Below are 26,830 nucleotides of genomic sequence, written 5' to 3' on the forward strand. Positions count from 1 at the left end.
AGCGGTGCGCATTCTGGCGGGAGTCGTCGCGCCGGGGTGAGGCGGAATTGTGCCGTGACCGGCGGCAACCCCGCCGTCGCACCGTGTTCGCCGGTATTCTTCCTGTTCGATCACCCGTCGTCGCACGGCGAACATTCGGAGCTGAGGGGGTCCGGGCATGGCCATCGTCTTCGCCTCGCACGAAGTGACGGAGAAGGACCGGCGTGAGGCGACCTACTCGGCGTTTCTCGACCAGATATGGCCGACCTCGGTGGAGTTCGACGACCCGCTTCGTACGGACGCGACGTTGGAGCGCATCCCGTACGGCGACACCAGCATCTTTCGTTCGTACCTCACCGGACTCCGGCTGTCGCGCAGTCCGGCGCAGATCCGCAGCGGCCCGTCGGAGGTGCTGGCGCTCGCGGTCCAGGAGCGCAGCGTCGGCGGATTCGATCAATACGGAAGTCAGCAGTTGCTGCGGGCCGGTGACATGATGTTGTGCGACCTGAACACCCCCTACGACTATTACTGGCCGGGTAGGGGCTCATCACAGGCCCTGTACATCCCGCTCGAACAACTCGACCTCCCCCACGAGGTCATCCGCGGCGCGGCCGGCCGGCTGGCGTCGAGTCCGCTCTGTTCGCTGATGACCGACCGGATCGGGGCGATGGCGAACAACGGTGACGTGCTGGCAACGAACCCGATTGCGGCAGAGGCCATCGGATCGTCCGTGATCGACATCGCCCGGGCGTTGCTGGCGTCGGCCTACGACCCGGATTACGCGCGCCACGCGATGGCAGCCGTTCTCCTGCCGCGTATCCGCGGTTACGTGCGGCGGCATCTCGGCGATCCTCAGCTCTCGGCCGGGATGATCGCCGACGCGCACGGGATCTCGGTCCGAAAGCTGTTCCGGCTCTGCGCGGACGCGGGTTTCGGACTCGAACAGTGGATCATCGCGTGCCGCCTGGAGGGTATCCGCGACGATCTCGCCCGACCGGAGACCCGGCATCAGTCGGTCGCGCTCATCGGACGTCGGTGGGGAGTGACCAACCCGTCCTTCCTCGGCCGCCGGTTCCGTGAGATGTACGGCATGACACCGAGAGCATGGCGGGTGATGTCCCTGGCGCAGGAGAACAGCCCGTGATCACCGGTCAGACACAGGCCGGTCCGGAGGGTTCCCGATGCGGGCCGTGGCGCGACGTCAGGGGCGTCGAGGCGGTGGTCGCACCCGAACGTCACCCAGACGCGCCGACCGCGACGCACTGGCCGATGGGTGAGGGCATGTGGTTGACCATTGCCGACCATCAAGGGATCACTCTGTCCCGCAAACGATCCCACCGTGGCCGAGCCGAGGTGGCACTCGTGGTCGCGGTGCCCGGAGACGATGGCTGGACGCTTCGTCGCGGCCCCGGCGAGGAGGCGAGTCCACGCGGACTCACCGTCGTCGATGTGTTGTCGCCCTTCGATTTCCGTGCTCACGGCCCGGGTTCGATCGTGGCGTTGCAGGTGCCGCAGGGATGGTTGGGACTTGCTCCCGAAACAGTCCGGCGCGGTCTCGATCGCCTGCGCGACGCCAACCCGCTGCTCGGCTTCGTCCGTGATCACGTCCTGCATCTGAGGCGTCTGGCAGCGGACTGTCCCGAGTTGCTCCCGGATCTGGCCGCTCCGACCAGTGCCGTGGTCAGGTCCCTGCTCCTCACGGCGCTCGACGCCGGTGACCAGCCGCAACCGTCGGAGCTGGTCATTTCGGTGAAGAACCACATCGATGCTCATCTCACCGACCCCGGGCTGTGCGCGGACACAATCGCAGCCGCCCACCACGTGTCGACCCGGAAGCTGTACTCCGAGTGGCCTTCTGCAGAGGGCCGGCTGAACGACTACATCATCCGCCGGCGACTGGACCGCGCCCGGGACGCACTCGTGGTCCGTCGACACCTGACCATCCCGGCAGTCGCCCGAGCCCACGGCTTCAGCGACGCCACCCATTTCGCCAAGCGATTCCGGGCCGCGTACGGGATCTCGCCGTCGCAGTGGCGCCGCGACAACGCGGTGTCCTGAATCTGCGGTGCCTTTCGACCCCGGGCTGCCCGGCCACCCATCCGGCGCCGCGTCGGAGGTGGCCGGCGCCACATTGCGTGCGGAGTGATTCTAAAGCGGCCGCGGGCGGCGAGGGTGGCGCAATGCCCCGCGCCCGAGCGTGGCTCGCAGGTCAGCGCGCATCACCGGTGGCGCATTGCGGTGGGGGCGCGACCAGCGCCGGCAACAGTGATCCCAGAGTCGACGTGATCGCGTTATCGTGCCATCCATGCAGCTCAGGACCACAGCAGCCGGACGGCTTCGGGCGGACAACGCCCGTATGGTCGCCGACGTCCTCCGGCGCCAGATCCACGACGGCGACCTCGCCGACTCGCTGGACGAACGCGCACTCATCGCCGACTTCAATGTCTCCCGCAACACCATCCGGGATGCGCTCGCGATCCTCACGGAAGAGCGACTGATCGAGCGCGCGCCCCGGGTCGGCACCCATGTGGTGGCCCGAAAGCTCGACCACGGTCTCGATGCGCTGCAGGGATTGAAGGAGACGTTCCGCATGCACGGCGAGGTACGCAACACGGTCAAGATCGCCACCCTCGTCGACGCCCCGCGCGCGGTGGCGAGGCGATTGCAACTCGACGATGCGCAGGCCGTCTACATCGAACGGCTCCGCTACCTCGACGACGAGCCGATCAGCCTGGACATCACCTACCTCGTGCCGGACTTCGGGATCCCGCTGCTCGAGCACGACCTCGAGAACAACGACGTGTTCACGCTGCTCGAACAGATCTCCGGCGGACCGCTCGGACACGCGACGATGACGGTCGAGGCGGTCGATGCCGATCCGCATTCGGCCGCACACCTGGAGATCGGTTCGGGGACATCGCTTCTGCTCCTCGAACGACTGACCCACCTCGCTCACGAGAGTCGGCCCGTCGACCTCGAGTACATCCGGATGCGTAGCGACCGTGTCTGCCTGCGGAGCACCGCTCGGCGTGAGGTGGCCGGATCATGAGCCAGGTCAACAACCGGGTCGACGTACCGGTCACCATCGACGAATCCCTGTGCATCGAGGGTTGCACCCTCTGCGTCGAGGTCTGTCCACTGGACTCGCTGGCCATCAACCCGGAATCGGGCAAGGCCTTCATGCATGTCGACGAGTGCTGGTACTGCGGCCCGTGTGCGGTCCGGTGCCCGACGGGTGCGGTCACCGTCAACATGCCCTACCTCCTCCGCTGAGTTCTCCCGCCCACACCGCCGGCGCCACAACGCAACCGGCGGCAATGGCCCATGCCGTCATCTGTCCCGCACTTCCTCCATCCCCGGTCCCAGCCCGAAGGACACCCGATGAGAACACGTCTCCGATCCCGACAACTGGCGGCGATCACCGTCACCCTCGCTGTTGCTCTTGGCAGTGCGGCCTGTTCGCTGGAGGACACCGGTGATTCCGACGCGGTCCGGGTCGTCGTCGGCTACCAGTCGAAGACGATCAACACCGTGACGGCGGGCACCCTCCTCCGCGCGGAGGGCCAGTTCGAGAAGCGACTCGCCGAGGTCACCGAGCGGACCGGCCAGAAGTACACGGTCGAGTGGCAGGACTACGACACCGGCGCACCGATCACGACCGGGATGGTTGCGGGCAAGATCGACATCGGATCGATGGGTGATTATCCGTTGCTGATCAACGGGTCCCGGGCCGGTGCCGAGGAGGCGACCCGAACCGAGATGTTGTCGGTCACGGGGTCCAGCGCGCGGGGTTCGTTGAACATGGTTGTGGTGCCGCCGAATTCGCCGGCCACGACGATCGACGAGCTGCGCGGGAAGTCGATCTCGGCCAGCGTCGGATCGGCGGGTCACGGGACTCTCGTGCAGGCTCTCGACCGTGCGGGAATCGACCCCACGACTGGGGTGCAGGTGCAGAACCAGCAACCACAGGTCGGGGCGTCGGCGCTGGAGTCGGGCAAGGTGGATGCCGTCGCCCAGTTCGTGGCTTGGCCCGGTCTGCTGGTCTTCCAGGACAAGGCCCGGTTGCTCTACGACGGGGCTCAGCTCGGTGTCCCGACGCTGCACGGAGTGGTCGCGAGATCTGCCTACGCGCGGGAGAATCCCGATGTGGTCGCGGCATTCCTGCGGGCGCAGCTCGATTCGACCGAGTCCCTGAGCCGCGACCCACTCGCCGCGGCCCAGCTCGTCGCGGAGAACAGTGGGCTGCCGGCCGAGGTCGTCTACCTCTACAACGGCCCGGGCGGAACGGATTTCAACCCGGGTATCAAGCCGAACCTCGTCGAGGCATTACGAAACGATGTTCCCTACCTGAAATCGATCGGCAGCTTCCCCCACGAGATCGACCTGGACACCTTCGTCGAACCCGGGCCGTTGCAGGAGACCTTCTCCGCGGCCGGCGCGGACTACTCGGAAGCAGTGAATCGCACCGGCAACGCCTCCGTCATCCGTGGCGACGACCCGGTCTGCGAGGTCGAGGTCGACCCGGCCACCGCCGGTGAGATCTGGCTGCGCGGGCAGGAGCGGACGCAGCCCGCCGCCGATCCGACCTGCTTGCTGCGTGCGGTCGATCGGGCTCGGCGACAAGGACAGGAAGTCCGGGCCGCGTACATCTCCGACCCGCAGCTGGGGACCCGCTGGTTCGCCGACAAGGCGGTCTGGCTGCGGGAGGCCAACCGGTACGTCGCATTCACCACCCTGGACAGCGCGCGGCAGTATCGGGCGACGCATCCCGGTGCCGTCGACGTGACCTATGAGCAGGCACTCGCCGAGGTCGCGTCATGACCACCGCGACGGTCGCCCGGCTTCCCGTCGACGACGTGGTTTCCGACGAGGCGACAGCACGGACCCGGGACGGATCGAATCGACTCTGGCAGTGGGGAGTACGACTACTGGTCCTGGTGACGGCCGGGGTTCTCTGGCAGCTGCTGACGACCCACGATGTGGTCCTGTGGGCCAGGTTCGACACCATTCCCTCACTCACCGATGTCGCCCACGCGTTCTGGGGCGCTCTCGGCACCGGCCAGTACTACCTGGATCTCGGGCAGTCACTGATCAGGATCGGTACGGGATTCGCGCTGGCGGTCCTCGTCGGCATCCCGGTGGGCATCGCTCTCGGACGCTCCAGGGCGGCCAGACTCACGGCGGGCACACTCACCGAGGTTCTCCGCCCGATCCCGGCGATCGCGCTGGTTCCGGTCGCGATCCTGGTGTTGCCGACCGACGAGGCCGGCATGGTCTTCATCACCTTCGCGGCGGCGTTCTTCCCCATCCTCGTCGCGACCCGGCATGCCGTCCGGGCGCTGCCCACGATCTGGGAGGACTCGGTCCGGACGATGGGCGGCACGCGTCGAGACGTCGTGATCCGGGTGATCCTGCCCGGCATCGCCCCGGGCGTGTTCAGCGGACTGTCCGTCGGCGTCGGCGTCGCCTGGATCTGCCTCATCTCCGCCGAGATGATCTCGGGCCGGTTCGGCGTCGGATACCGCACCTGGCAGGCGTACACAGTGGTCGACTACCCGCAGGTGTTCGTCGGGATGCTGACCATCGGGGTGCTCGGCGCCCTGACGTCCGGGCTGATCGAGCTGTTCGGCCGGCGGGTCACCCGGTGGCTGCCGCGAGGGCAGGAGCAACGGTGAGCACTGCGACGACGAGACGGGACTCGGCCAGCGCGATGCGGCTCGACCTCGCCGACATCCGCATCGGGTACGGCGAGTCGACGGTGATCGAGGGCCTCGACCTCGTCGTGGGCGCCGGCGAGATCGTCGTCCTGACCGGGCCGTCAGGGTGCGGAAAGTCCACGCTCCTGCGTGCGATCGCGGGCCTGCTACCGGTTCGGGGTGGACGCATCCTGGCCGACGGCGATCTGGTTTCGACCACGTCGCGGGATCGGGCCATGGTGTTCCAGGACGACGCCCTGCATCCCTGGCGGACCGTGCGAGGGAACATCATGCTGGCGTTGACGTTACGCGGAATTCCGCGGCAGCAGCGCCGGGAGCAGGCCGAGCAGTGGATCGCCGAGATCGGCCTGGACGGCTTCGGCGACCACCTGCCGAAGTCGTTGTCCGGCGGGATGCGTCAGCGCGTGCAGCTCGCCCGCGGACTCGCCGGGTCGCCGAGAGCGGTTCTGATGGACGAGCCCTTCGGCGCTCTCGACGCGCAGACACGGACCTCCATGCAGGAACTGCTGCTGCACACCCTGTCCGGTCACCCCTCGACCGTCGTGTTCGTGACCCACGACGTGGACGAAGCGCTGCTCCTGGGTGACCGGGTGGTCGTGCTCGGCCGCGCAGGCGAACCTGTCCGCGCTGTCGTCGACATCCCGCACCCACGCGACCCGCGGCGGCGGGGCGACGACGCGACACTGCGGTTACGCCGCACCATCCTCGATGCATTGGAGAAGTGAACCAGCCGTGGACATCCCAGAGATCGACGATCGCACTCGACTCGACTGCGACGTGCTGGTCATCGGCGGCGGCACGGCCGGGACGATGGCCGCCCTCACCGCCGCCGAGAACGGCGCAACCGTTCTGCTGCTGGACAAGGCGCACGTCCGCCACTCCGGGGCGCTCGCGATGGGAATGGACGGGGTGAACAACGCCGTCATCCCCGGTAAGGCGACGCCTGAGGATTACGTTGCCGAGATCACCCGGGCGAACGACGGCATCGTGAACCAGAAGACGGTGTATCAGACGGCCACTCGAGGTTTCGCGATGATCGGGCGGCTGGAACGCTATGGCGTGAAGTTCGAGAAGGACGAGTACGGGGAGTACGCGGTCCGGCGGGTACACCGGTCAGGGGCGTACGTGTTGCCGATGCCCGAAGGCAAGGACGTGAAGAAGGCGCTCTACCGGGTCCTGCGCAAGCGCGACATGCGCGAGAAGATCACCATCGAGAACCGGCTGATGCCCGTGCGGGTCCTGACGGCGAACGGCCGTGCTGTGGGCGCGGCCGCATTACACACGCGCACCGGTGAATTCGTGGAGATCGGCGCGAAGACGGTGATCCTCGCGACGGGACCGTGCGGCCGGTTGGGCCTGCCCGCGTCCGGCTACCTCTATGGCACCTACGAGAACCCGACGAACGCCGGCGACGGGTACTCGATGGCCTACCATGCCGGCGCCGAGCTCAGTGGTATCGAGTGCTTCCAGATCAACCCGCTGATCAAGGACTACAACGGTCCCGCGTGTGCCTACGTGGCGAACCCGTTCGGCGGATACCAGGTGAACGCCGAGGGTGAGCGTTTCGTCGACTCCGACTACTGGTCCGGCGACATGATGGCGGAGGTGAAATCGGAGATCGAATCCGCCCGGGGTCCCATCTACCTCAAGGTGAGTCACCTTCCCGACGAGACGCTGGACTCCCTCGAGTCGATCCTGCACACCACGGAGCGGCCCACGCGGGGAACGTTCCACAGCAACCGCGGACACGACTACCGGACCCACGACATCGAGATGCACATCTCCGAGATCGGCCTGTGCAGCGGACACTCCGCATCGGGGGTCTGGGTGGACGAACACGGGCGCACCACCGTCGACGGCCTATACGCAGCGGGTGACCTCGCCTGCGTGCCACACAATTACATGATCGGCGCGTTCGTGTACGGCGAACTCACCGGTCAACACGCCAGTGACACCGCTCGCGACCTGACAGCGCCCGCGGAACTGCCGATGGACCAGCTGCGAGAGGCCCACGAGCTCATCTACCGGCCGCTCACCCATCCGGATGGGCCTCCGCAACCGCAAGTGGAGTACAAGCTGCGCCGCTTCGTCAACGACTATGTGGCGCCGCCGAAGACGTCGAACAAGCTGGCCATCGCCATCGAGACCTTCGAGCGCATGCGCACCGAGATCGAGGAGATGGGCGGGCGGACCCCGCACGAGCTGATGCGATGCGCGGAGGTGTCGTTCATCCGCGATTGCGCCGAGCTGGCCGCGCGGAGTTCGTTGACGCGCACCGAGAGTCGCTGGGGCCTCTATCACGAGCGCGCCGATCTACCCGAGCGCCGGGACGACGAGTGGGGTTACCACCTGAACGTCCGCAAGGCGGCAGACGGCATGATGGAGTTCCTCGGACGGCCGGTGGAGCCGTTCCTGGTCGGGGTCGAGGGCCTGGACCACATCCCGCCCACCGACCGTAGGGTGATCGCGATCGAACAGCCGGTCGTGTCGACGGGGCCGGGGTACCGCGGTGTCGAGAGCCCGGTCCGTGTTTCTCCGCGGGACGCAGAACCGGCCGCACCGGGTTCGCCTCGGATCGTCGAACTGCTCGGGACGTCGGTGACACACGCGTCGGACCTCGATCCCTACCTGGAAGACCCGGACCCGACCGTCCGCCGGACCGCGATCGCGATGCTGACCGAGAACACACCGGACGGATTCGAGATGGCCGTCGTCGGGGCGCTGTCGGATTCCGTGGGGTCCGTCCGGGGCGCGGCCACGCAGGGTCTGCGGGAACTGGTGGAGATCATCGATCCGACGGTGGAGTTCGTGTCGGCCCTCGCCGGTCACGTGGAATCGACCGACCCGGTCGTCCGGGCGACCGTCATCGACCTGCTCCGCGCCGTGCGCGCCGACCGTGTCGACCTGTTCGTCACCGCAACCGGAGATCCCCACCACCGAGTGCGCATCGAGGCCATCCGGGCGCTGGTGTCGCGCGACGAGTCCGGCCTGATCGCCGGCCTGGCATCGGATCCCGATCGTGAGGTCCGCATCGCGGTGGCCGAGGGACTGGCGACGATCGGTGCCGGTGGTGCGGAGGCCGTGCGTCGGCTCGGTGCCGACCGCGATCCGCTCGTGCGGGCTGCGGCCTTCTCGGCGATGGCGGTGGTCGGTGACGGCGCCGCCGACGGCCCGATCCTGGTCCGGGCGTTGCGGGAGACCGCGTGGCAGGTGCGCGTCGGCGCGGCGCGCGGGTTGTCGGTCGCGAGGGACGAGACGACGGTCCAGGCCCTGGACGCAGCTCTCGCGGACGTTCACAACGACGTCCGGCGTGCCGCTGCCCTCACCCTCGCGGACTGGGGTGACGATCCCAACGTCCGGCGAATCCTCGAATCCGCCGCGGACGATCCCGACGCCGACGTGCGCGCCGCGGTACGGCGGAGCCTCGCGAGTTCGTTCGTCCCACACTGAGTCACTGCCCGCCCGGACTGAGTTCACAAACGTGAGGTCATGCTCGTCGGTCCTGAAGGCCGAGGCGCTCTTCAGTTCGTTCGGCGACAACCGGAACTATGCCCGAAACGTCTTCCTCGATCCGGCCGGACGACGCTTCTTCGCGGACTGGGACCGGTCGGCGCAGTCGAGTGTCGCATCGCTCCGGGCGACGATGCACCAGCACCCGTCACCCCAGGAGCGGGCCGCGCTCATCGAGGAACTGCGGACGGACGACGAGTTCGACCGGTTGTGGGAGCAGTACGACGTTGCGCCCAAGACCGCCGAGGTCAAGACCCTCAGGCACGAGAGGGTCGGCGACATCACCGTGAGCTTCCACGCCTTTGCCGTGATGAGCGCGCCGGGCCGGCAACTCATCGTCTACCAGCCAGAACCAGGATCGGTGAGCGAGAGCAGATTGTTGACGCTGCGGATCGGAGCCCTGCATCCGGGGCCGACCGGCGTCGGAGCCGCGTCCGACTAGCGCATCGCCGGCCGCCTCCACGACCGTGCCGCGTCACGGACAGCACAGAACAGTGCACCCTCGACACGTTTCGCGAACCGGTTTGCTCCTACGGTGATCCCACATCGACACCGGAGGACTCGGAGGGGCCATGCCGTACGTCACCACACTCGACGGAACCGAGATCTACTACAAGGACTGGGGTGCCGGACGCCCGGTCGTTCTCAGCCACGGGTGGCCGCTGAACTCCGACAGCTGGGAGTCGCAACAGCTCTTCCTGGCGCAGAACGGATATCGGGCCATCGCACACGATCGACGCGGGCACGGACGGTCGTCACAGACCTGGTCCGGCAACGAGATGGACACGTATGCCGATGATCTCGCGGAACTGATCCGGCACCTCGATCTGGAGGAGCTCACGCTCGTCGGATTCTCCACCGGTGGTGGCGAGGTCACGCGCTACATCGGGCGGCACGGGACCGATCGGGTGGCGCAACTGGTGCTGGTCTCCGCGGTGCCCCCGTTCATGCTGAAGACCGACGACAATCCCGGCGGGGTTCCGATCGAGGTGTTCGACGGCATCCGTTCGGCGTCGACCGCCGATCGTTCGCAGACGTACCGGGATCTCGCCGACGGGCCGTTCTTCGGCAACAACCGCCCCGGTCAGAATCCGTCACAGGGGATGCGCGACGCCTTCTGGCGGCAGGGCCTGCAGGCCGGCGCCCACAACGCCTACGAGAGCATCGCCGCGTCCTCGGCCACCGACTTCCGCGCCGACCTCGACACCGTGGACGTGCCTGCCCTCGTCATCCATGGTGACGACGATCAGGTGGTGCCGTTCGAGGTGGGCGGCAAGGCGTCCGCCGCCCAGATCGCGGGCGCCGAACTGAAGGTCTACCCCGGTGCGCCACACGGGATCACCGACACGCACAAGGACGAGCTCAACGACGATCTGCTCACCTTCCTCGACACCTACACCGCCCGCTGAGCCCACACCCCGACCATCGACAAACGGAGACAACACATGACCACACCGTCCCCCGACACCATCGTCCTCATCCACGGCCTGTGGGTCACGCCCCGGTCCTGGGAGGAGTGGATCACCTACTACCAGGACAAGGGGTATCGGGTCATCGCGCCCGCTTATCCCGGCTTCGAGGTGGAGGTCGAGGCGCTGCGCGAGAACTCCGATGTGATCGCGAACCTCACCGTGCCCGCGACCGTCGACCATCTCACCGAGATCATCCGTGCGCTGCCGACGCCGCCGATCATCATGGGCCACTCCTTCGGAGGCGTCCTCACGCAGCTGCTGGTCGCGCGCGGTCTGGGCGCGGCCGCCGTGGTGATCGACTCGGCGCCGACCGAAGGTGTACGCGCGCAACCGCTCTCACAAGTGCGATCGCTGCTCCCGATCCTCAAGCGCTTCTCGAACCGGCACAAGGCCGCCGGATTCACACCCGCGGAGTGGCACTACGCGTTCACCAACACACTGAGCGACGAGGATTCGCGCGCGGTATACGACCGGTACGCGATTGCCGCCCCCGGGTCGTGGGTGTGGAAGTACGGCGTCTTCGCGAACCTCACACCGGGACATCAGGAGACCTGGGTGGACTACCGGAGCGACGACCGTGCACCGCTGCTGTTCATCGCCGGCGGGGCCGACCACATCATGCCGCCGGCGGTCAACAAGTCGAACGCGAAGAAGTACCGTCGGTCGAAGGCGGTGACGGAGTATCACGAGTTCCCCGGACGATCCCATTGGACCTGCGGTGAGCCGGGGTGGGAGAAGGTCGCCGACCATGCGCTCCGGTGGGCCGAGGAGCACTCCGGGCGGGCGGCGTTGCCGAGCTGAGTGGTCCCGGGCCCGGCCGGGCGACCATGCTCGGCTCACCTGTGATGGTCGCCGACCGCATGTAGCGTGGATCCCGTGCCACGCGCGACGTCCGCAGACAGCGAACCCATGAGGGCTCACCGGTATGACTGAGCCACCCCTGACGAGCCCGACCTTCGAGTGCCCCGCCGGGACGATCATGGCTCGCGTGGACGGACAGGTCCTCCGCGCCACGGGTATTCGCTACGCGCATGCGGCGCGCTTCGAGCAACCGTCCCCGCAGCCACCGGCCGCCGCGCCGATCGACGCGACGTCGTGGTCTCCGGCATGCCCGCAGCGCGACGGTGAGGGGATCGTCCACAACACCTTCGGCGACGCCGCGTTGGGCGAGATGGTCGGCGACGAGCACGCGCAGTACGTGTCGGTCACGGTGCCGGTGGATCGGGGACCTGACGAGCTGCTCCCGGTGATGGTCTGGATACACGGCGGGTCCTACATCATCGGCGCCGCCGACGCTCCCTGCCACGACCCGGCGGCGCTGGTCGCCGAGCAGCGGGTGATCGTGGTGTCGGTGACCTATCGCCTCGGTCTGTTCGGTTTCCTCGGCGACGGCGTCACGCGCCCTGCGAATCTCGGCGTGCTCGACATGATCGAGGCGCTGCGTTGGGTGCAGCGGAACATCTCGTCATTCGGCGGAAATCCCGACGCGGTCACCGTGTTCGGCGAATCGGCGGGCGGGGACGCGATCGCGCAGCTGATGGCGGCCGACGGTGTGCCGGGTCTGTTCCACCGCGCCATCATCCAGAGCGCGCCGCTCGGCATCACCCGCCGGCGCGAGCGGTTGCATGCCGACATGTTCGCCGCGTCGCACACGGTGTCGGAATCCGCCACGGTCGAGGAGGTCCTCGCCGTTCAGGATTCGATGATGGCTCCGAAAGCGATTCTACGACACGGACTACCGGCGTTCATGTCTTTCGGGCCGCAGTACGGTCATCATCCGCTGCCGCCTGAGAGCGAGGTGGACGCGGTGTGGGCGGAGCGTGCCCGGGATGTCGAGGTCTTGATCGGTTGGAACAGCCGTGAGGCCGGGTTCTTCACCGCTGCCATCGGTGGGGTGTCGTCGTTGCCCGCGGTGCCGGTGGTCGGTTCCCGCCTGTACGAGTGCCTCGTTCATCAACTAACGAGTGCCATCTACACCTCTGCGGCCGATCGCTTCGCTCGGCGACACCGGCGGGCCGGTGGTAAGGCCGCCCAGTACGTCATCGACTGGGGTGCCGACGATCACCCACTCCGCGCGGTGCACACCGTCGACATCCCGTTGCTGTTCGGAAGTCCGGAGATCTGGGCAGGGGCTCCCATCCTGGCCGGACACGACGCCGACCGGGCTGAGCGAGACGGTCGGCAGCTCCGCCGGATCTGGGCCGATTTCGCCCGGAACGGGTGGACCTCACCGGGCGACGTGCCCGGTCTGATCCGGTTCCCGTGACCTGCGGCATCTCGGAGCGACGTCGGGCGCTTTGCCCGGGCTGCCATGTCCGCACTCACACCACAGGTCGCCGGCGAATCGATTCGGCGATGAGTTTTCGCCGCGGGGCGTGTCCATCATGACGACCGCCCCACCACGGGGGCGCCACGGAAAGGGAAACACGATGTCTCGCATGCTGTTCGTCAACACCACCGCCACCGACATCCCGGCGACCCGGGAGTTCTTCACCGGCCTGGGTTTCGAGTTCAACAACGACTTCTGCGACGACACCACGTTGTGCCTGGTGGTCAGCGAATCGTCGTTCGTGATGCTCATGACGCCCGAGAAGTTCCAGGGCTTCATCACCGGGGGGATCACGGACACCGCGAAGGACCGCGAGGTATTGCTGGCCATCTCGGCCGAGTCGCGCGAAGCCGTGGACACCCTGGTGGACAAGGCACTCGCGACCGGTGGAAGTGCCTGGCAGGACACCCAGGACCACGGCTGGATGTACGGGCGGAGCTTCCGTGACCTCGACGGCCACGCCTGGGAGGTCTCGTACATGGATCTCTCGGCCATGGAAGGCTGACGCACTCGGCACTTGGCACTGGCACTCGGCACTTGGCACTTCGGCAGGTCCGGCCGGTTCGATCCTCGCTCACCCCCTGGTGACCGGCACGAGTAGCCGGGACGGGGCGTCCGGTCCCCAGTGCACGGTGGCCCGCCCACGGGAACCGCTTTCATAAGCCGCGGGTGCATTGCCGGTGAGCGGGTTTCGCGGCCACAACCAACGGCCGGCGATGACCAACCGTAATTGTTCGCCGTGCCGGAATGCAGTGGCGGACGGGCCGAGCGGGACGTCGACCTGCACGATCTCGCCCGGCTCGAGGGGTTGGCGGCGTTCGTAGGTGGGGACGGGTGCGTGGGGCGTGGACAGGGCGGGGTCGAGCTCGCGCAGGGAAGCGCGCAGCCAGCCGGTGGTGATCCGGTCACGGCCGAAGCCGTAGGAACCCTCGAACGGAACGTACTCTGTGCCATGCCACTTCTCGAGTCCGACGAACAGGTCGACGTCGTCGGCGTCGGTGACGGAGACGAACAGGCGCAGCGCCGCCGGCCCGCAGATCTCGGTGTCGGCGCCGAACGTGATACCGAAGCGCACAGCGGTTTTTGCTGGATCGAAGGAGATCGAACCGGCGTCGGGCTCATCGGATGTGAGCCCTTCGGAGCCGACGAACAGCGAGGTCCACTGCGTCGAGGCCGGCGGCCACCGGCTCTCGTCGCGGACGTCGACCACCGCGTCCCGGCTCTCGCGGACCTCGAGTCGGACCGCCGGCAATTGCGGCGCGGTGGAGTCCTCTCCCAGATGTCGTGCGAGGAAGTCGATCTGGGCTCGCTGCGCTTCCGCGGAGTAGAACGTCGCCCACTTGCCGCCGCGGTGGGTGTAGAGATGCTTCTCGATCGACGAGATCTTCTCGAAGCCGCGCATCGATCCGCGGCTGTGCAGGTTGTTGTCGGAGAAACTACCGCAGACCAGGGCGGGTACCTCGATGGCGGCGAGGTCGGGCACGAGCGAACGCCAGTAGTCGTCACGCAGGGGATGTTCGGCGGTCTCGGTGCTGATGTCGTACGCGAGACGGTTGGTCTTCACCCCCCGACTCCACATCTTGATGAAGCCTGTTTCCCGGATGCCGCCGGGGCGCATCAGATCCCGGTACGCGTCGGTGAAGCCCTCCCAGGGCACGATCGCGACGAGATGTGGTGGTCGGGTCGCTGCCGCTTCCCACTGGGTGATCGCCAGGTAGGAGACACCCAGCATGGCGACCCGCCCGGCGCTCCACGGCTGCACGGCCGCCCACTCGACCAGGTCGTGGACGTCCTCGCCCTCTTGATCGGCAAAGGGGCTGCCGATGCCGTCGGAGTGGCCGCAGCCACGCAGATCCGCGTTCACGACGACGTAACCCTGCGCGGTCCAGAACGCCGGATCGGGGGACTCCCAACTGGTCAGCGAGGAGAAGCGCACGGGCGCGGTCTGCCGCAGGGCGCGGTACTGGAACGGCAGGGTGTAACCCTTGCCGAACCGCTTCGGGGTCGGAAGATTGTCCTTGCCGTACGGGTGAGCACTGAGAATCACCGGAAACGGGCCGTCGCCCACGGGACGGTGGACGTTGACCCGCAGGACGGTGCCGTCGCGAGTGAGCACCTCGGAGTCCCGCTCGATGACCATCGAGTCCGGATCGGGCGTGTACACCTCGACCGGCGGACGGAGGGCTCCTCGAATACGCGTCAACGCGTACCGCGCCGCACCGGGGCGGCGCCATGGGCGGTCGAGCGCGGCGGCATCCGACGGTGTGTGAGGCAAGAACGGCGGTGTCGGGACCATGGATTCTCCTGGCATTCTCTGCGCGAAACGTCCCTCACCGTACGGGGGTTTCGGTTGCCGGGGGCAGGTCCGCGCAGAGGGGATCGGGTCCCTGGTGCATGTCCTACCCGCATGCGAACATGTGTTCTATGCACATCGAGCGTCGGGAGCGGCGGGACGCGTCGATCCTGCACGCCGATCTCGACTCGTTCTACGCGTCGGTCGAGCAGCGGGACGACCCGGCACTGCGGGGGCGACCCGTCCTCGTCGGCGGGGGAGTCGTCCTCGCGGCGAGCTATGAGGCCAAGGCGCGCGGCGTGCGATCGCCGATGCCCGGCCACGAGGCGCGCGCACTGTGCCCCGACGCAGTAGTGGTGTCCCCGCGATTCGAGGCCTACATGGAGGCCAGTCGCGAGGTCTTCGACATCTTCCACGACACGACTCCGGTGGTGGAGGGGATCTCGGTCGACGAGGCATTCCTCGATGTCGGCGGTCTCGGTCGCATCAGCGGAACGCCGCACGAGGTGGCGGCGACGATCCGGCGGCGCGTCCGGGAGGAGGTGGGACTGCCGATCACGGTCGGCGGTGCGCGCAGCAAGTTCCTCGCCAAGGTCGCCAGCGCCGTCGGCAAGCCCGACGGCCTCCTCATCGTCGAACCGGGTACCGAGCTCGACTTCCTGCATCCGCTCCCGGTCCGCCGGCTGTGGGGCGTCGGACCGGTCACCGAGGCCAAACTGCACGATGCGGGCGTCGAGACGGTGGGTCAACTGGCCGCCCTCGGGGAGCGATCGTTGCGCGGCATCGTCGGTTCAGGTTCCGGTAGACACCTCTTCGCGTTGTCGCTCGCGCAAGACCCGCGGCGGGTCGAGACCGGCAAGAGGCGCAGCTCGATCGGTTCGCAGCGCGCGCTCGGTCGGCGACCGAAGTCCGAGGCCGACCTCGAGGCGACGATCACCGCGATCGTCGAGCGGCTGGGCAAACGACTCCGAACGGCCGAGCGGGTCTGCCGGACGGTGGTGCTGCGGCTGCGCTTCGACGACTTCACCCGGGCCACCCGGTCCCGCACGTTGCTCGAGTCCACCGACCGCACCGACCTCATCATGGCGTCGGCGCGCGGTCTCCTCGCCGATGCCATGCCGATCATCCGCGACCGGGGGTGCACCCTCGTCGGACTGTCGCTGAGCAACCTGGACGACCACGACAACATCCAGTTGACCCTGCCCTTCGACACCGACCACGCCGAAGAGCTCGACGCGACGATGGATCTGCTGAAGGAGCGGTTCGGTCGCGACTCCGTCACCCGCGCGGTGCTCATCGGACGGACCCACGGCGACGACGCACCGATGTTGCCCGACTGAGGATTTCGTAGCGAGAATCCGCGCTATCAGCGCATCCGCGCTACGAAATTCCCGGAAATCCCGCGGGTGCGCGAAAAGCGCAAAACGATACTTATGCGCTCAAGCGTGACTGTGATGCCGGTAACGCCAACACTTCTGATGTGACCACCGATGTGGTCGTCCTCACATCCGCTTGAAGAATCGAGTAAGACAATGTTGGTAGCACTCGGCCTCGGGATGGTCGCCACCTTCATGGTGCTGATCATCACCAAGCGGGCGACGCCCGTGGTGGCGCTGATCCTCGTCCCCGTCGCCTTCGGCCTCTTCGCCGGTGCCGGCCTCGGCATCAGCGACATGATCACCGACGGCATCAAAGACCTCGCCCCGACGGCCGCGATGCTGTTCTTCGCGATCATCTTCTTCGGGATCATGATCGACGTCGGCCTCTTCGACCCGGTGGTCCGGGCGGTCGTCCGCGCCGTGCACGACGACCCGGCGCGTCTGGTGGTCGGCACCGCAGTGCTCGCCGGTGTCGTATCCCTCGACGGTGACGGTTCGACGACCTTCATCATCACGACGGCCGCACTGCTGCCGCTGTACCTCAAGCTCGGTGTCAGCCCGGTCGTCCTCACCGTCGTGGCCGGACTCACCAACGGCACGATGAACATCCTCCCGTGGGGCGGACCCACCGCCCGCGCCGCGAGTGCGCTGAACATCGACACCAACGACGTCTTCGTCCCGATGGTCCCCGCGCTGGTGGCCGCTCTGGTCGTCGTGCTGCTCTTCGCCTATCACCTCGGTGTGCTCGAACGCCGCCGCATCGGCAAGCTGCAGATCAGGGACTCGATCCTCGCACCGAAGGAGGAGGTGCTCGTCGCCGCCGGCGGTGGGACAGGCTTGCCGCCCCGGAGTCGTCGTGCGCGCGGTTCGGGTTCGGCCGGGACCGGCTCAGCCGCTTACGACGACGCCCCCACCGGCGATCACGACCTGAGCGCCACCGTCGCGAACCCGAGTGACGACGACCGCGATGCGTCCTTCTCGGGCGTCCTCGATCCCAACCGGGAAACCCTGCGCCCCAAGCTCTTCTGGGTGAACGCGGGCCTCACCGTGGCCCTGCTGGCCATCCTCGGCGCCGACATCATCGCGATCCCCGTGCTGTTCATGATCTTCGCCGGGATCGCCCTGGCCATCAACTTCCCGCACGTCAAGCAGCAGCAGGAGGCCATCACCCGGCACAGTTCCAGCATCGTGTCGGTGGTCGCCATGGTCCTCGCCGCCGCCGTGCTCACCGGGGTCTTCAACGGCACCGGAATGGTCGACGCCATCGCGCACTGGCTCGCCGACGGCATCCCCGACTGGATGGGCCCCCACATGGCCATCGTGATCGGCGTGCTCTCGATCCCGCTCACCTTCCTGATGAGCAACGACGCCTTCTACTACGGAGTGCTGCCGGTGCTGTCGGAGACCGCGACCCGCTACGGCATCGACCCCACGGAGATGGCTCGCGCCTCGATCACCGGCCAGACCGTGCACATGCAGAGCCCGCTCGTCCCGGCCATCCTGCTGCTGGTCGCGCTTGCCGGGGTCTCCCTCGCCGACCACCACAAGAAGGTCCTGTGGCGCGCCACGGTCGTCTCCCTGGTGATGCTCGCAGTCGGCGTCCTGGTCGGGGCCATCCCGTTCTGATCGACGTCGCGGCGACGCCGGTCCCTCTCGAAGCCGACGCGGCGATCCGTTCCCCACGGATCGCCGCGCCGGCACGGCACTAGGCTGGCGTCATGCGTTTGCGGACGCAGGTGCTGCTCCTGCAGCTGGCGGTGATCGCCGTCAGCCTCGTCGTCGGGTTCGGTCTGGTCATCGCCGGCGCCGACGACCGCGTGCGGGAGGAATACGCACAGCGGGCTCTCGCGATCGCCCAGTCGGTCGCCGCCGATGCCGAGGTCCGCAGCGAGGTGGCCGCCCACCCGGGCACCCGAGTGAATGCGTCCGACCTGCTCGACGGCCCGCTCCAGCGTCAGGCCGCGGCTGTGCGGGCGCGCACCGGAGCCCTGTTCGTCGTCATCGGCAACGATCGCGGCATCCGTCTCGCTCATCCGGAGGCGTCGGAGCTCGCCAGGATGGTGTCCACCGACCCGTCGAAGGTGCTGTCCGGCTCTGACGACGTCACCACCGACCGGGGCACGCTCGGGGAATCGGTACGGGCGAAGGTTCCGGTCCTGAGCGCGGACGGCACGGTGGTCGGGTTCATCAGCGTCGGCGTCTCCACCGAACGGCTGGCGTCGGAGACCCGCAGCGACATCATCGCGACCTCGCTCCTCGCGCTCACGGCACTGGGCATCGGCGCGGTGGGCTCGGCGCTGCTGGCTCGCCGCTGGCGTCGGCTCACGCTCGGATTGGAGTCCGACGAACTGGCCGAACTCGTCCGGGAACAGGGTGCGGTGCTGCACTCGATGGCCGACGGCGTGCTCGCCGTCGACGCCGACGGCATCGTCCGGGTCGTCAACGACAGGGCGCGTGCACTGCTCGCCGTCGACGCACCCGTCGGCACGCCGGCCGCCGACCTCGGCCTCAGCCCGCGGGTGGCCGCCGTCCTGGCCACGCCGACCGCCGAGCCACTCGCCGCGAGTGTCGGTGAGCGGGTCGTCTTGGTGAGCTCGCATCGGGTGCGCGCCGACGGCCGCGATCTCGGCATGGTCCTGTCGGTGATCGACCGCACCGACGTCGAGGCGCTGAGCCGCGAGGTGGACTCGATCCGATCGATGAGCACGGCCCTACGCGCGCAGCGTCACGAGACGGCCAACCGGATGCACGTGCTCGCCGGCCTCCTCCGGCACGGGCATGCCGACGAAGCGCTGGCCTACCTGGACGAGGTCACCGGCACCGGACCGGGCGGAGCGCTCCTCACCGGACTCGACAATGTGCGCGAGCCGCATCTGCACGCATTTCTCGATGCGAAGGCGGCCCAGGCACGGGAGCGCCGCGTCGTGTTGCGACTGGGCGACCAGACCTGGCTCCAGGGTGCGCTCACCGAACCCGTCGTCGTCACCACCGTGCTCGGCAACCTCGTCGACAACGCCATCGACGCCGCCGGCTCGGGCGATGGCACGGGAGCCGAATCCGGCACGGGGGAGACCGGGGAGGTCGAGGTCGAGGTGATCGCCGACGACGACACCATCCTGGTCACCGTCGGGGACTCGGGTCCGGGCATCTCCTTCGACGATCCCGACGCCGTCTTCGCCGAGGGCGCCACGACGAAGTCGGGCGCGCACGTGCCCGGCGGCCGCGGCATGGGCCTCGCTCTGGCCCGGCAGATCGCGCGTCGAATCGGTGGGGACGTCTGGGTCGCCGACGCGGGTGGGCAGGCTCCAGGCGAGCAAGAACTCGGCGGAGCCGTGTTCGTCGCCCGCCTGCCGGGGGTGCTCGCGCCGACGGAGGGCACCGAGAGCAGCAACGCCGGGGAACTCGGCGACACCGACGAGCCGGGAGGCCACTGATGACCGACGACCTCGGCGTCCTGATAGTCGACGACGACTTCCGGGTCGCCGCACTGCATTCCACGATCGTCGATGCCGTGCGGGGGTTCACCGTCCGTGCGCGTGCGGGGAGCATCGGTGCCGCGCGGCAAGCGGTGGCCGAGCACGCCGACATCGACCTAGCGCTGCTGGACGTCTACCTGCCGGACGGCTCGGGCATCGATCTGGTCGCCGAACTCGACTGCGACTGCTTCATCGTCGGCGCCGAGACCGATGCATCGGCGGTGCGTGCCGCGATGCGTGCCGGTGCGCTCGCCTACCTGATCAAGCCTTTCGACGACGCCGACCTCGCACGTCGGCTGGCCGGTTACGCCCAGTACCGGCGGGTGCTGGCGGGCGAGAACGTCGACCAGCATGCCGTCGACGCCGCCCTCTCGGCACTGCGCTTCGGTACTCGCGCCGCGGACCGGGCAGAGGGTGGGTCACCGACCGAACAGCGCATCCTGGCACTGTTCACCGCCGGTACGCCGCTGTTCGCCGACGACGTCTCCCGCGAGATCGGTGTCGCAGCACCGACCGCGCGCCGGCACCTCGCGAACCTCGTCGCCGCCGGCCGCCTCAAGATGTCGCTGCAATACGGCACCACCGGCCGGCCGCGGCAGGAGTATCGGCTGCCCGAGGCGTGAGTCCGGGATCGCCCGGCACCGGTCGCCGACGCCTGCCGAGGATTAGAGTGGTGACCCATGACGATGCGTGTTGAACCCGGCGCCGGGAGCGGAGCGAGCGGGCCGAATGGTGCCGGCGCCGGGAGCGGAGCGAGCGGGCCGAATGGTGCCGGCGCCGGGAGCGGAGCGAGCGGGCCGAGAGTTGCGGGTGGGGGCAATCCGGATCTGATCACGGTGGATGTGCCGACGCATTGGTACAACCTCGCCGCCGAGCTCGACTCCCCGATTCCGCCGCACCTGCATCCCGGCACCAGGGAGCCGGTCGGCCCGGACGATCTCGCCGCACTGTTCCCGAGTGGGCTCATCGCCCAGGAGGTCTCCACCGAGCCCTACATCGAGATCCCTGATCCGGTACGCGAGATATACCGCATGTGGCGGCCGTCGCCATTGATCCGTGCGCGCCGTTTCGAACAGGCGCTGAACACCAAGGCGCGGATCTACGTGAAATACGAGGGCGTGAGTCCGGTCGGCAGTCACAAGACCAATTCCGCTGTCGCGCAGGCTTACTACAACAGCATCGATGGTGTCACCAAACTGACCACGGAGACCGGGGCCGGTCAATGGGGCAGCGCGCTCGCATTCGCCGGCGCGCAGTTCGGTATCGACGTCGAGGTGTGGCAGGTCCGTGCGTCGTACAGCTCGAAGCCGTACCGCGGGTTCCTGATCCGCACCTACGGCGGCACCATCCACCCGAGTCCCTCGGAGCTGACCGAGTCGGGTCGAGCGATGCTCGCCAAGGACCCCGACACCACCGGGAGCCTGGGCATGGCGGTCAGCGAGGCCGTCGAGGTCGCCGCCGCCGATCCCGATACCCGGTACGCGCTGGGCAGCGTGCTCAATCACGTGGTGCTGCACCAGAGCGTCATCGGTCAGGAGGCCGTCGAGCAGCTGAACGCAGTGGAGCCCGGCGGTGCCGACATCGTGTTCGGTTGCGCCGGAGGCGGTTCGAATCTGGCCGGGCTGTCGTTCCCGTTCCTGCGGGAGAAGCTGCACGGTCGCTCGGACCCGCGGGTCGTCGCCGCGGAGCCCGCCGCGTGCCCGTCGATCACGCAGGGGGAGTACCGCTACGATCACGGTGACGTCGCCGGACTCACGCCGCTGCTCAAGATGCACACTCTCGGAATGGATTTCGTGCCCGATCCGATCCACGCCGGTGGTCTGCGCTACCACGGCATGGCACCGGCGTTGAGCCACACGGTGGAGCTCGGTCTGGTCCAGGGCGTCGCCATCTCGCAGCACGATGCGTTCGCCGCGGGCGTGCAGTTCGCCCGGACCCAGGGCATCGTCCCGGCCCCTGAATCGACCCACGCGATCGCGGCCTGCGCCGCGCACGTCGCCGACAGCGACAAGGAGGAGGTCGTGGTGATCGGATTGTCTGGCCACGGCCAACTCGATCTGCCGGCCTACGCCGAGTTCCTCGAGGGCAACTTCTGAATCGAGCCCGCACAGTGTTCCCGGCGATGCGGACCGTCGGTGTCGACCTGTCCGCATCGCCGGTGAAAACAGCTGTGGCATGCGTGGATTGGCGTGCTGACCGGGCGGAGCTGACCGAGCTCGTCGTCGGCGCGGACGACGCCGCCATCCGGCGGCTCGTCGAGGGAGCCACCCGGATCGGGATCGACTCTCCCTTCGGCTGGCCCGACGAGTTCGTCGACTTCGTCGTCGCGCACCACCGCAACGAGCTGCCGAAGGGCCGCGAACTCGACGACATCACTCGTCGACGACCACTTGCGCTGCGTCGCACCGATCTGCGGATCGTCGAAACGGGAGTGGGCCGCCCGCTCAGTGTGTCGGCCGACCAGATCGCGCACGTCGCGTTCCGATGCGCCGGGTTGCTCGCGGACCTGGGCGTCGACGACCGCGTCGACGGATGGGCGGTCGAGGCGTACCCCGCGGGGGCGCTCAAGCGGTGGGGACTGACCTCGCGCGGATACAAGCGTGCCGCGAACGTGCCGGTTCTCGCCGCACTGGCCGACGCTCTGCAAGCGGCTGCGCCATGGCTGGATCTCGGCGATCACGCCGAGACGATGGCGCGTGACGACGACGCGTTCGACGCCGTGATCACCGCGCTGATCGCGCGCGCCGCGCAGCTCGGCCGGACCACGTCGCCCGACACGGCCGATCGACCGGTCGCCACCCGCGAGGGATGGATCCATGTACCCACCGGCGAACTGTCGGAACTGATCTGACCTCCCCCGCGCGGCTCGGCGCGAGCACGCTCAGACCAGTGCCAGGCGCATGAGCACGCGCGGGAACCCGGCGAGGACCGACGAGGTGTCGGCGGCCTTGACGAACCCGGCCTTCTCGAACAGGCCGCGGGTCCCGACGTAGGCCATCGTCAGATCGACCTTGGCGCCCTTGTTGTCCACGGGGTAACCCTCGATCGCCGGCGCACCGTTCGACCGCGCGTAGTCGACGGCCCCGGCGAGGAGCGCATGCGAGATCCCCTGCTTGCGATGACCGGGACGGACGCGGATGCACCAGACCGACCACACCGGGAGGTCGTCCACGTGGGGGATTCGCCGGTTCCGCGCGAAGCTCGTGTCCGCGCGCGGCGACACGGCCGCCCAGCCGACGACCTCACCCGCGTCGTCGTAGGCGAGCACGCCCAGCGGAATGCCGCTGTCGCACAGTTCTTTCACGAACTCGCCGCGCTGTTCGCGGACCAGCTCCTGGTTCTGCTTGCTCGGTATGCGGTAACTCAGACACCAGCAGACGTTCGAGGTCGGCTTCTTCGGGCCGACCATCGTCGCGATGTCGTCGAAGATCACCGCGGGACGGACCTCGATGGGCATGTCCCCAGCATCGCCGCTGCGGTCCGAGACAGCAAGGGGGACACATCCGGCCGCCGTGGTGATCGGAGGTCCTGGCCACCAGGATCAGGGAGCCGGGCTCGCGGGACCCGATCCGAACACGGTGCGGTACCAGATGGCGGTGAGGATCTCGATGGCCGTGTCATCGTCTGGGACGGGACCGGCTGCGTCGTTGCGGACCGCGAGCCAGGTCCAGCAGTTGGATTCGAGGGTTGCGACCAATGCGGACGCCAGCGGTTCGAGCGGCAGCCCGACGGCGTAGCCCGCGCGTTCGGCCGCGTGCAGCCCGGACAGCACCTGCTTGATCCCGGACACGCGGTTGGCGTGCCATCGAGCGCGGAAGTCGTCGTCGAGCATCGACATCTGGAACAGGCCGATGATCTCGGGCAGGTACTTCTTGTAGGTCGTCCAGTAGGCCGTCACGGCCGCGCGGACACCCGCCTCCGGGTCGGTGTGCCTCGTCGCGAGCGACTGTTCCACCACTTCTTCGGAGAACCGGTCCAGCAACGCTTCGAGCAACCGGTCCTTGCTGTCGTAGTAGTTGTAGAACGAACCCGTCGAGCGGCCCGCAGCCGCCGAGATGTCGGCGATCTTGGTGTTCAGATAGCCCTTCTCGGCGAATGTCCGACGCGCCGCGTCGAGAAAAGCGGCCTCGGTCTGGCGTCCCTTGTTCGTCGGCGGCACCGTGAGCTCCTTCCACGCACCGATCACTCATCGAACCACGTGATCGTCGAGGCGGTGCACGTGGATCGAGACTGAGTGTGACCCTTGTCATCTCCTGAACCTGAATCTAGCATCAGAAAATCGCAGAGAACAGGAGTTCGGCATGGAATCGTTCATCCAGCACCGGTCAGGGCGCACGCCTCGGCAGGTGCACCGAGATGTCGGCGACCTGAAGGACGATGAGCTCGGGCGGTACGGATTCACCGGTCGCACCGCGCATCTGTACCGACGCAACGATCCGACACAGTTCCGGGCGGTGGGCACCCATACGGGGGTCGACCGGATCGTCACCGATCTCACGCCCACCGACCAGACCGATCCCGCGGGCGAACCCCTCGTGATGTTCCACAACGAGGACTGCCGCATCTCGTTGAGCCGTCGAATCGAGACCGCTCCCTTCTGGTCTCGTCCGGTCGACGGCGACGAACTCGTCTTCGTCCACGAGGGTGCCGGTTACTTCGAGACCGAGTTCGGCCGATTGCCCTATCGCCCCGGCGATTACGTGTACATCCCGAAGGGGTGTACGCATCGCCATGTACCGGACGGTCCGTCGCTGCTGCTCATCATCGAGGCGGTCGACGAGTTCCGGGTTCCCGAGCCCGGAGTGCTCGGCAGGTTCTTTCCCTTCGATTCGTCGCTCGTTGTCGTTCCCGAGGCGGAGGCGTTCGATGGTGACGGCCGAGACGAGTACGAGGTGCGGTTCCGGCAGCGCGACGGGCAGACGTCGTTGTTCTACCCGTTCCATCCGCGACGTAGAAGGCTGGCGCGGAGACAATTTCCCTTTCACGTTCAACATCGAGGACTACGACGTCATCACGTCCGAGACCGTGCACCTGCCGCCGACGGTCCACCTGTTCATGCAGGCCACCGGGGTCTACGTGATGAACTTCCTCCCACGCCCGGCCGAGGCGCGCAAGGGTGCCGAACGGTTGCCCTGGTATCACCGCAACACCGATTTCGACGAGATCGCATTCTTTCACGGCGGCAGCATGTTCGGGGTCGGCATGCCGCCGGGATTGATCTCCCACGCACCCCAGGGCATGCATCACGGCATTCCCGAGCGGGCACGGGAACGGTCCCGTCGCAAGTTCGACGAGTTCGATCGGGTCGAATGGCAGGTGATCTCGATCGACACGCGCCGTCGGCTCATCGCCGCACCGGCGATTCTCGAATCGGACCTGTCCGACGCCGCGCCGGCCGACGGAGAGTCGCGGGTATGACCGTCACGACCGATCCGGCCCGTCACGACTACGACCGCATTCCCTATCTCGTTGTCTTCGACGACCTCTCGGCCTATCAGGACACCTATGGCGGGGTCACCGAGAGTGTCGTTCTCGAGAGCTACCTGCTGCGACCCAGGGGCGTGCCGTCGAAGAACGTCATCGTCTTCATGCATCCGATCGGCGGCGGTGCGTACCTGCCGATGACCAACGCGCTCGCTCGCGCCGGTCACCATGTCATCTACTGCAACAGCCGGTATCGCGGCGTCGACAGTGCGTTGATCATGGAGAAGGTCGTGCAGGATCTCGGTGCGTGCGTGAAGGATGCACGCGAACGTCTGGGCTACGAGAAGGTGATCCTCGCCGGTTGGAGCGGCGGGGGTGCTCTCTCGCTGTACTACCAGCAGCAGGCGCAGCACGCGACCGTCACCGCGACCCCCGCCGGTGAACCACCCGACCTGACAGCCCTCGACCTGCCCGCCGCGGACGGCATGATGCTGCTCGCCGCGCACGTGTCGCGACACGGGACACTGACCGAGTGGATGGACCCGTCGATCCTCGACGAGTCCGATCCCGATCGCCGCGATCCGGAGCTGGATCTCTACAACCCGTCGAACCCCAACCAGCCGCCGTACTCCGCGGACTTCCTCGACCGGTACCGCGCGGCGCAGATCGACCGGAACAGACGGATCACCGCATGGGTCAAGGAACGACTCGACGAGCTGCGCCGGCGCGGTGAGCCGTTGCTGGAGCACGGATTCGTCGTCCACGGGACGATGGCCGATCCGCGTTGGCTGGACCTCACCGTCGACCCCAGCGATCGCTCACCCGGTTGTTATCTGGGAGATCCACGGATCGTCAACATGGGTCCGGTCGGGCTTGCCCGGTTCACCACCCTGCGCAGCTGGCTGTCCCAGTGGAGCTTCGACGAGGCGAACGGAGACGGCCCGCGGTGCGCCGCCGATCTCGCGGTTCCGGCCCTGGTCATCGGCAACTCCGCGGACAACGCGTGCACGCCGAGCCACACGCACCGCCTCTTCGACGCGGTGGGTCATCCCGACAAGACCCTTCACACGATCACCGGAGCGACCCACTACTACTCGGGGCGCGACCAGATCCCGCACCTGAAGGAAGCGGTCGGGACGATCACGGAGTGGATGGCCGAACGGGGATGGGCCGACTGAGGACGTCAGCCTGGTGAAAACCGCCCCCCGGACGCGACGGGGCGCCCTATTACGGGCTGTTGCGTAAACGGGT

General features: G+C 67.8%; 23 protein-coding genes and 1 pseudogene. 21 read left to right on the forward strand and 3 right to left on the reverse strand.

Going from position 1 to position 26,830, the window contains the following annotated elements:
* Nucleotides 1-157 precede the first annotated feature (157 nt).
* The 13 genes from AMD30_RS16140 to AMD30_RS16200 all read left to right on the forward strand — a co-directional run bounded on the left by AMD30_RS16140 (nucleotide 158) and on the right by AMD30_RS16200 (nucleotide 13,512).
* Nucleotides 158-1,123, forward strand: a complete 966-nt coding sequence (locus AMD30_RS16140; RefSeq protein ID WP_055476323.1) for a helix-turn-helix domain-containing protein — start codon at nucleotides 158-160, stop codon at nucleotides 1,121-1,123.
* Complete coding sequence (locus tag AMD30_RS16145) at nucleotides 1,120-2,037, forward strand: helix-turn-helix transcriptional regulator (protein ID WP_055476324.1); 918 nt, start codon at nucleotides 1,120-1,122, stop codon at nucleotides 2,035-2,037. The genes AMD30_RS16140 and AMD30_RS16145 overlap by 4 nt, the downstream gene beginning before the upstream one ends.
* Before the next feature lie 247 nt (nucleotides 2,038-2,284).
* On the forward strand, nucleotides 2,285-3,028 hold the full coding sequence (locus AMD30_RS16150) for a GntR family transcriptional regulator (protein ID WP_055476325.1): 744 nt from the start codon (nucleotides 2,285-2,287) through the stop codon (nucleotides 3,026-3,028).
* Nucleotides 3,025-3,252: a 4Fe-4S dicluster domain-containing protein gene (locus tag AMD30_RS16155; protein ID WP_010843879.1), complete on the forward strand. Its 228-nt coding sequence runs from the start codon at nucleotides 3,025-3,027 to the stop codon at nucleotides 3,250-3,252. Before AMD30_RS16150 ends, AMD30_RS16155 begins: the two co-directional genes overlap by 4 nt.
* Before the next feature lie 108 nt (nucleotides 3,253-3,360).
* On the forward strand, nucleotides 3,361-4,800 hold the full coding sequence (locus tag AMD30_RS16160) for an ABC transporter substrate-binding protein (protein ID WP_055476326.1): 1,440 nt from the start codon (nucleotides 3,361-3,363) through the stop codon (nucleotides 4,798-4,800).
* On the forward strand, nucleotides 4,797-5,654 hold the full coding sequence (locus AMD30_RS16165) for an ABC transporter permease (protein ID WP_010843881.1): 858 nt from the start codon (nucleotides 4,797-4,799) through the stop codon (nucleotides 5,652-5,654). Before AMD30_RS16160 ends, AMD30_RS16165 begins: the two co-directional genes overlap by 4 nt.
* Before the next feature lie 35 nt (nucleotides 5,655-5,689).
* Nucleotides 5,690-6,421, forward strand: a complete 732-nt coding sequence (locus AMD30_RS16170; protein WP_055476327.1) for an ABC transporter ATP-binding protein — start codon at nucleotides 5,690-5,692, stop codon at nucleotides 6,419-6,421.
* Nucleotides 6,405-9,146, forward strand: coding sequence for a fumarate reductase/succinate dehydrogenase flavoprotein subunit (locus tag AMD30_RS16175; protein ID WP_442902717.1), 2,742 nt, complete (start codon nucleotides 6,405-6,407; stop codon nucleotides 9,144-9,146). The genes AMD30_RS16170 and AMD30_RS16175 overlap by 17 nt, the downstream gene beginning before the upstream one ends.
* 31 nt (nucleotides 9,147-9,177) lie before the next feature.
* A complete protein-coding gene (locus tag AMD30_RS16180) occupies nucleotides 9,178-9,648 on the forward strand; it encodes an MmyB family transcriptional regulator (protein WP_231632751.1) in 471 nt (156 codons plus the stop codon).
* Between the two features lie 130 nt (nucleotides 9,649-9,778).
* Nucleotides 9,779-10,615 carry an alpha/beta fold hydrolase gene (locus AMD30_RS16185; protein ID WP_055476329.1) on the forward strand — a complete coding sequence of 279 codons (837 nt, stop codon included), beginning with the start codon at nucleotides 9,779-9,781 and terminating at the stop codon, nucleotides 10,613-10,615.
* A 36-nt stretch (nucleotides 10,616-10,651) separates the two neighbouring features.
* Complete coding sequence (locus AMD30_RS16190; protein ID WP_055476330.1) at nucleotides 10,652-11,479, forward strand: alpha/beta hydrolase; 828 nt, start codon at nucleotides 10,652-10,654, stop codon at nucleotides 11,477-11,479.
* Between the two features lie 124 nt (nucleotides 11,480-11,603).
* Nucleotides 11,604-12,944, forward strand: coding sequence for a carboxylesterase family protein (locus AMD30_RS16195; protein ID WP_055476331.1), 1,341 nt, complete (start codon nucleotides 11,604-11,606; stop codon nucleotides 12,942-12,944).
* A gap of 163 nt (nucleotides 12,945-13,107) precedes the next feature.
* A complete protein-coding gene (locus AMD30_RS16200; RefSeq protein WP_055476344.1) occupies nucleotides 13,108-13,512 on the forward strand; it encodes a VOC family protein in 405 nt (134 codons plus the stop codon).
* Between the two features lie 69 nt (nucleotides 13,513-13,581).
* On the opposite strand, the gene AMD30_RS16205 is transcribed toward AMD30_RS16200, so the two are convergent.
* Entirely contained in the window at nucleotides 13,582-15,303 is a 1,722-nt protein-coding gene (locus AMD30_RS16205) for a CocE/NonD family hydrolase (RefSeq protein ID WP_055476332.1), read from the reverse strand.
* 128 nt (nucleotides 15,304-15,431) lie between these two features.
* On the opposite strand from AMD30_RS16205, the gene dinB reads away from it, so the two are divergent.
* The 6 genes from dinB to AMD30_RS16235 all read left to right on the forward strand — a co-directional run bounded on the left by dinB (nucleotide 15,432) and on the right by AMD30_RS16235 (nucleotide 23,006).
* A complete protein-coding gene (gene dinB / locus AMD30_RS16210) occupies nucleotides 15,432-16,640 on the forward strand; it encodes a DNA polymerase IV (RefSeq protein ID WP_055476333.1) in 1,209 nt (402 codons plus the stop codon).
* Between the two features lie 192 nt (nucleotides 16,641-16,832).
* On the forward strand, nucleotides 16,833-18,305 hold the full coding sequence (locus AMD30_RS16215; RefSeq protein WP_010843891.1) for a CitMHS family transporter: 1,473 nt from the start codon (nucleotides 16,833-16,835) through the stop codon (nucleotides 18,303-18,305).
* 92 nt (nucleotides 18,306-18,397) lie between these two features.
* Nucleotides 18,398-20,113, forward strand: coding sequence for a sensor histidine kinase (locus tag AMD30_RS16220; protein WP_055476334.1), 1,716 nt, complete (start codon nucleotides 18,398-18,400; stop codon nucleotides 20,111-20,113).
* Nucleotides 20,113-20,778 (forward strand): response regulator, encoded by a 666-nt coding sequence (locus tag AMD30_RS16225; RefSeq protein WP_055476335.1) that lies wholly within the window; start codon nucleotides 20,113-20,115, stop codon nucleotides 20,776-20,778. The genes AMD30_RS16220 and AMD30_RS16225 overlap by 1 nt, the downstream gene beginning before the upstream one ends.
* A gap of 219 nt (nucleotides 20,779-20,997) precedes the next feature.
* The gene (locus AMD30_RS16230) at nucleotides 20,998-22,251 is read left to right on the forward strand and encodes a TrpB-like pyridoxal phosphate-dependent enzyme (RefSeq protein WP_010843894.1); all 1,254 of its coding nucleotides are present in this window, start codon (nucleotides 20,998-21,000) and stop codon (nucleotides 22,249-22,251) included.
* Nucleotides 22,252-22,277: 26 nt separating this feature from the next.
* Nucleotides 22,278-23,006 carry a DUF429 domain-containing protein gene (locus AMD30_RS16235; RefSeq protein ID WP_055476336.1) on the forward strand — a complete coding sequence of 243 codons (729 nt, stop codon included), beginning with the start codon at nucleotides 22,278-22,280 and terminating at the stop codon, nucleotides 23,004-23,006.
* A gap of 30 nt (nucleotides 23,007-23,036) precedes the next feature.
* On the opposite strand, the gene AMD30_RS16240 is transcribed toward AMD30_RS16235, so the two are convergent.
* Both AMD30_RS16240 and AMD30_RS16245 read right to left on the reverse strand, forming a co-directional pair.
* Nucleotides 23,037-23,612 (reverse strand): GNAT family N-acetyltransferase, encoded by a 576-nt coding sequence (locus AMD30_RS16240; protein WP_010843896.1) that lies wholly within the window; start codon nucleotides 23,610-23,612, stop codon nucleotides 23,037-23,039.
* Between the two features lie 84 nt (nucleotides 23,613-23,696).
* Nucleotides 23,697-24,314, reverse strand: a complete 618-nt coding sequence (locus AMD30_RS16245; RefSeq protein WP_014928618.1) for a TetR/AcrR family transcriptional regulator — start codon at nucleotides 24,312-24,314, stop codon at nucleotides 23,697-23,699.
* A gap of 142 nt (nucleotides 24,315-24,456) precedes the next feature.
* Between AMD30_RS16245 and AMD30_RS16250 the strand changes: the two are divergent.
* A pseudogene (locus tag AMD30_RS16250) lies at nucleotides 24,457-25,573 on the forward strand (homogentisate 1,2-dioxygenase).
* Nucleotides 25,570-26,757 (forward strand): alpha/beta hydrolase family protein, encoded by a 1,188-nt coding sequence (locus tag AMD30_RS16255; protein ID WP_055476337.1) that lies wholly within the window; start codon nucleotides 25,570-25,572, stop codon nucleotides 26,755-26,757. The pseudogene AMD30_RS16250 and the gene AMD30_RS16255 overlap by 4 nt, the downstream one beginning before the upstream one ends.
* Nucleotides 26,758-26,830 lie beyond the last annotated feature (73 nt).

Origin of the sequence: Gordonia sp. HS-NH1, assembly GCF_001418765.1 — a bacterium.
Classification (GTDB): Bacteria; Actinomycetota; Actinomycetes; order Mycobacteriales; family Mycobacteriaceae; genus Gordonia.

Coding starts and splice junctions, on each gene's coding strand:
- AMD30_RS16220 (WP_055476334.1), top strand. CDS start 18,398: ATGCGTTTGCGGACGCAGGTGCTGCTCCTGCAGCTGGCGGTGATCGCC.
- AMD30_RS16170 (WP_055476327.1), top strand. CDS start 5,690: ATGCGGCTCGACCTCGCCGACATCCGCATCGGGTACGGCGAGTCGACG.
- AMD30_RS16200 (WP_055476344.1), top strand. CDS start 13,108: ATGTCTCGCATGCTGTTCGTCAACACCACCGCCACCGACATCCCGGCG.
- AMD30_RS16165 (WP_010843881.1), top strand. CDS start 4,797: ATGACCACCGCGACGGTCGCCCGGCTTCCCGTCGACGACGTGGTTTCC.
- AMD30_RS16240 (WP_010843896.1), bottom strand. CDS start 23,612: ATGCCCATCGAGGTCCGTCCCGCGGTGATCTTCGACGACATCGCGACG.
- AMD30_RS16190 (WP_055476330.1), top strand. CDS start 10,652: ATGACCACACCGTCCCCCGACACCATCGTCCTCATCCACGGCCTGTGG.
- dinB (WP_055476333.1), top strand. CDS start 15,432: ATGCACATCGAGCGTCGGGAGCGGCGGGACGCGTCGATCCTGCACGCC.
- AMD30_RS16160 (WP_055476326.1), top strand. CDS start 3,361: ATGAGAACACGTCTCCGATCCCGACAACTGGCGGCGATCACCGTCACC.
- AMD30_RS16225 (WP_055476335.1), top strand. CDS start 20,113: ATGACCGACGACCTCGGCGTCCTGATAGTCGACGACGACTTCCGGGTC.
- AMD30_RS16235 (WP_055476336.1), top strand. CDS start 22,278: ATGCGGACCGTCGGTGTCGACCTGTCCGCATCGCCGGTGAAAACAGCT.
- AMD30_RS16255 (WP_055476337.1), top strand. CDS start 25,570: ATGACCGTCACGACCGATCCGGCCCGTCACGACTACGACCGCATTCCC.
- AMD30_RS16195 (WP_055476331.1), top strand. CDS start 11,604: ATGACTGAGCCACCCCTGACGAGCCCGACCTTCGAGTGCCCCGCCGGG.
- AMD30_RS16150 (WP_055476325.1), top strand. CDS start 2,285: ATGCAGCTCAGGACCACAGCAGCCGGACGGCTTCGGGCGGACAACGCC.
- AMD30_RS16175 (WP_442902717.1), top strand. CDS start 6,405: ATGCATTGGAGAAGTGAACCAGCCGTGGACATCCCAGAGATCGACGAT.
- AMD30_RS16215 (WP_010843891.1), top strand. CDS start 16,833: ATGTTGGTAGCACTCGGCCTCGGGATGGTCGCCACCTTCATGGTGCTG.
- AMD30_RS16140 (WP_055476323.1), top strand. CDS start 158: ATGGCCATCGTCTTCGCCTCGCACGAAGTGACGGAGAAGGACCGGCGT.
- AMD30_RS16205 (WP_055476332.1), bottom strand. CDS start 15,303: ATGGTCCCGACACCGCCGTTCTTGCCTCACACACCGTCGGATGCCGCC.
- AMD30_RS16155 (WP_010843879.1), top strand. CDS start 3,025: ATGAGCCAGGTCAACAACCGGGTCGACGTACCGGTCACCATCGACGAA.
- AMD30_RS16185 (WP_055476329.1), top strand. CDS start 9,779: ATGCCGTACGTCACCACACTCGACGGAACCGAGATCTACTACAAGGAC.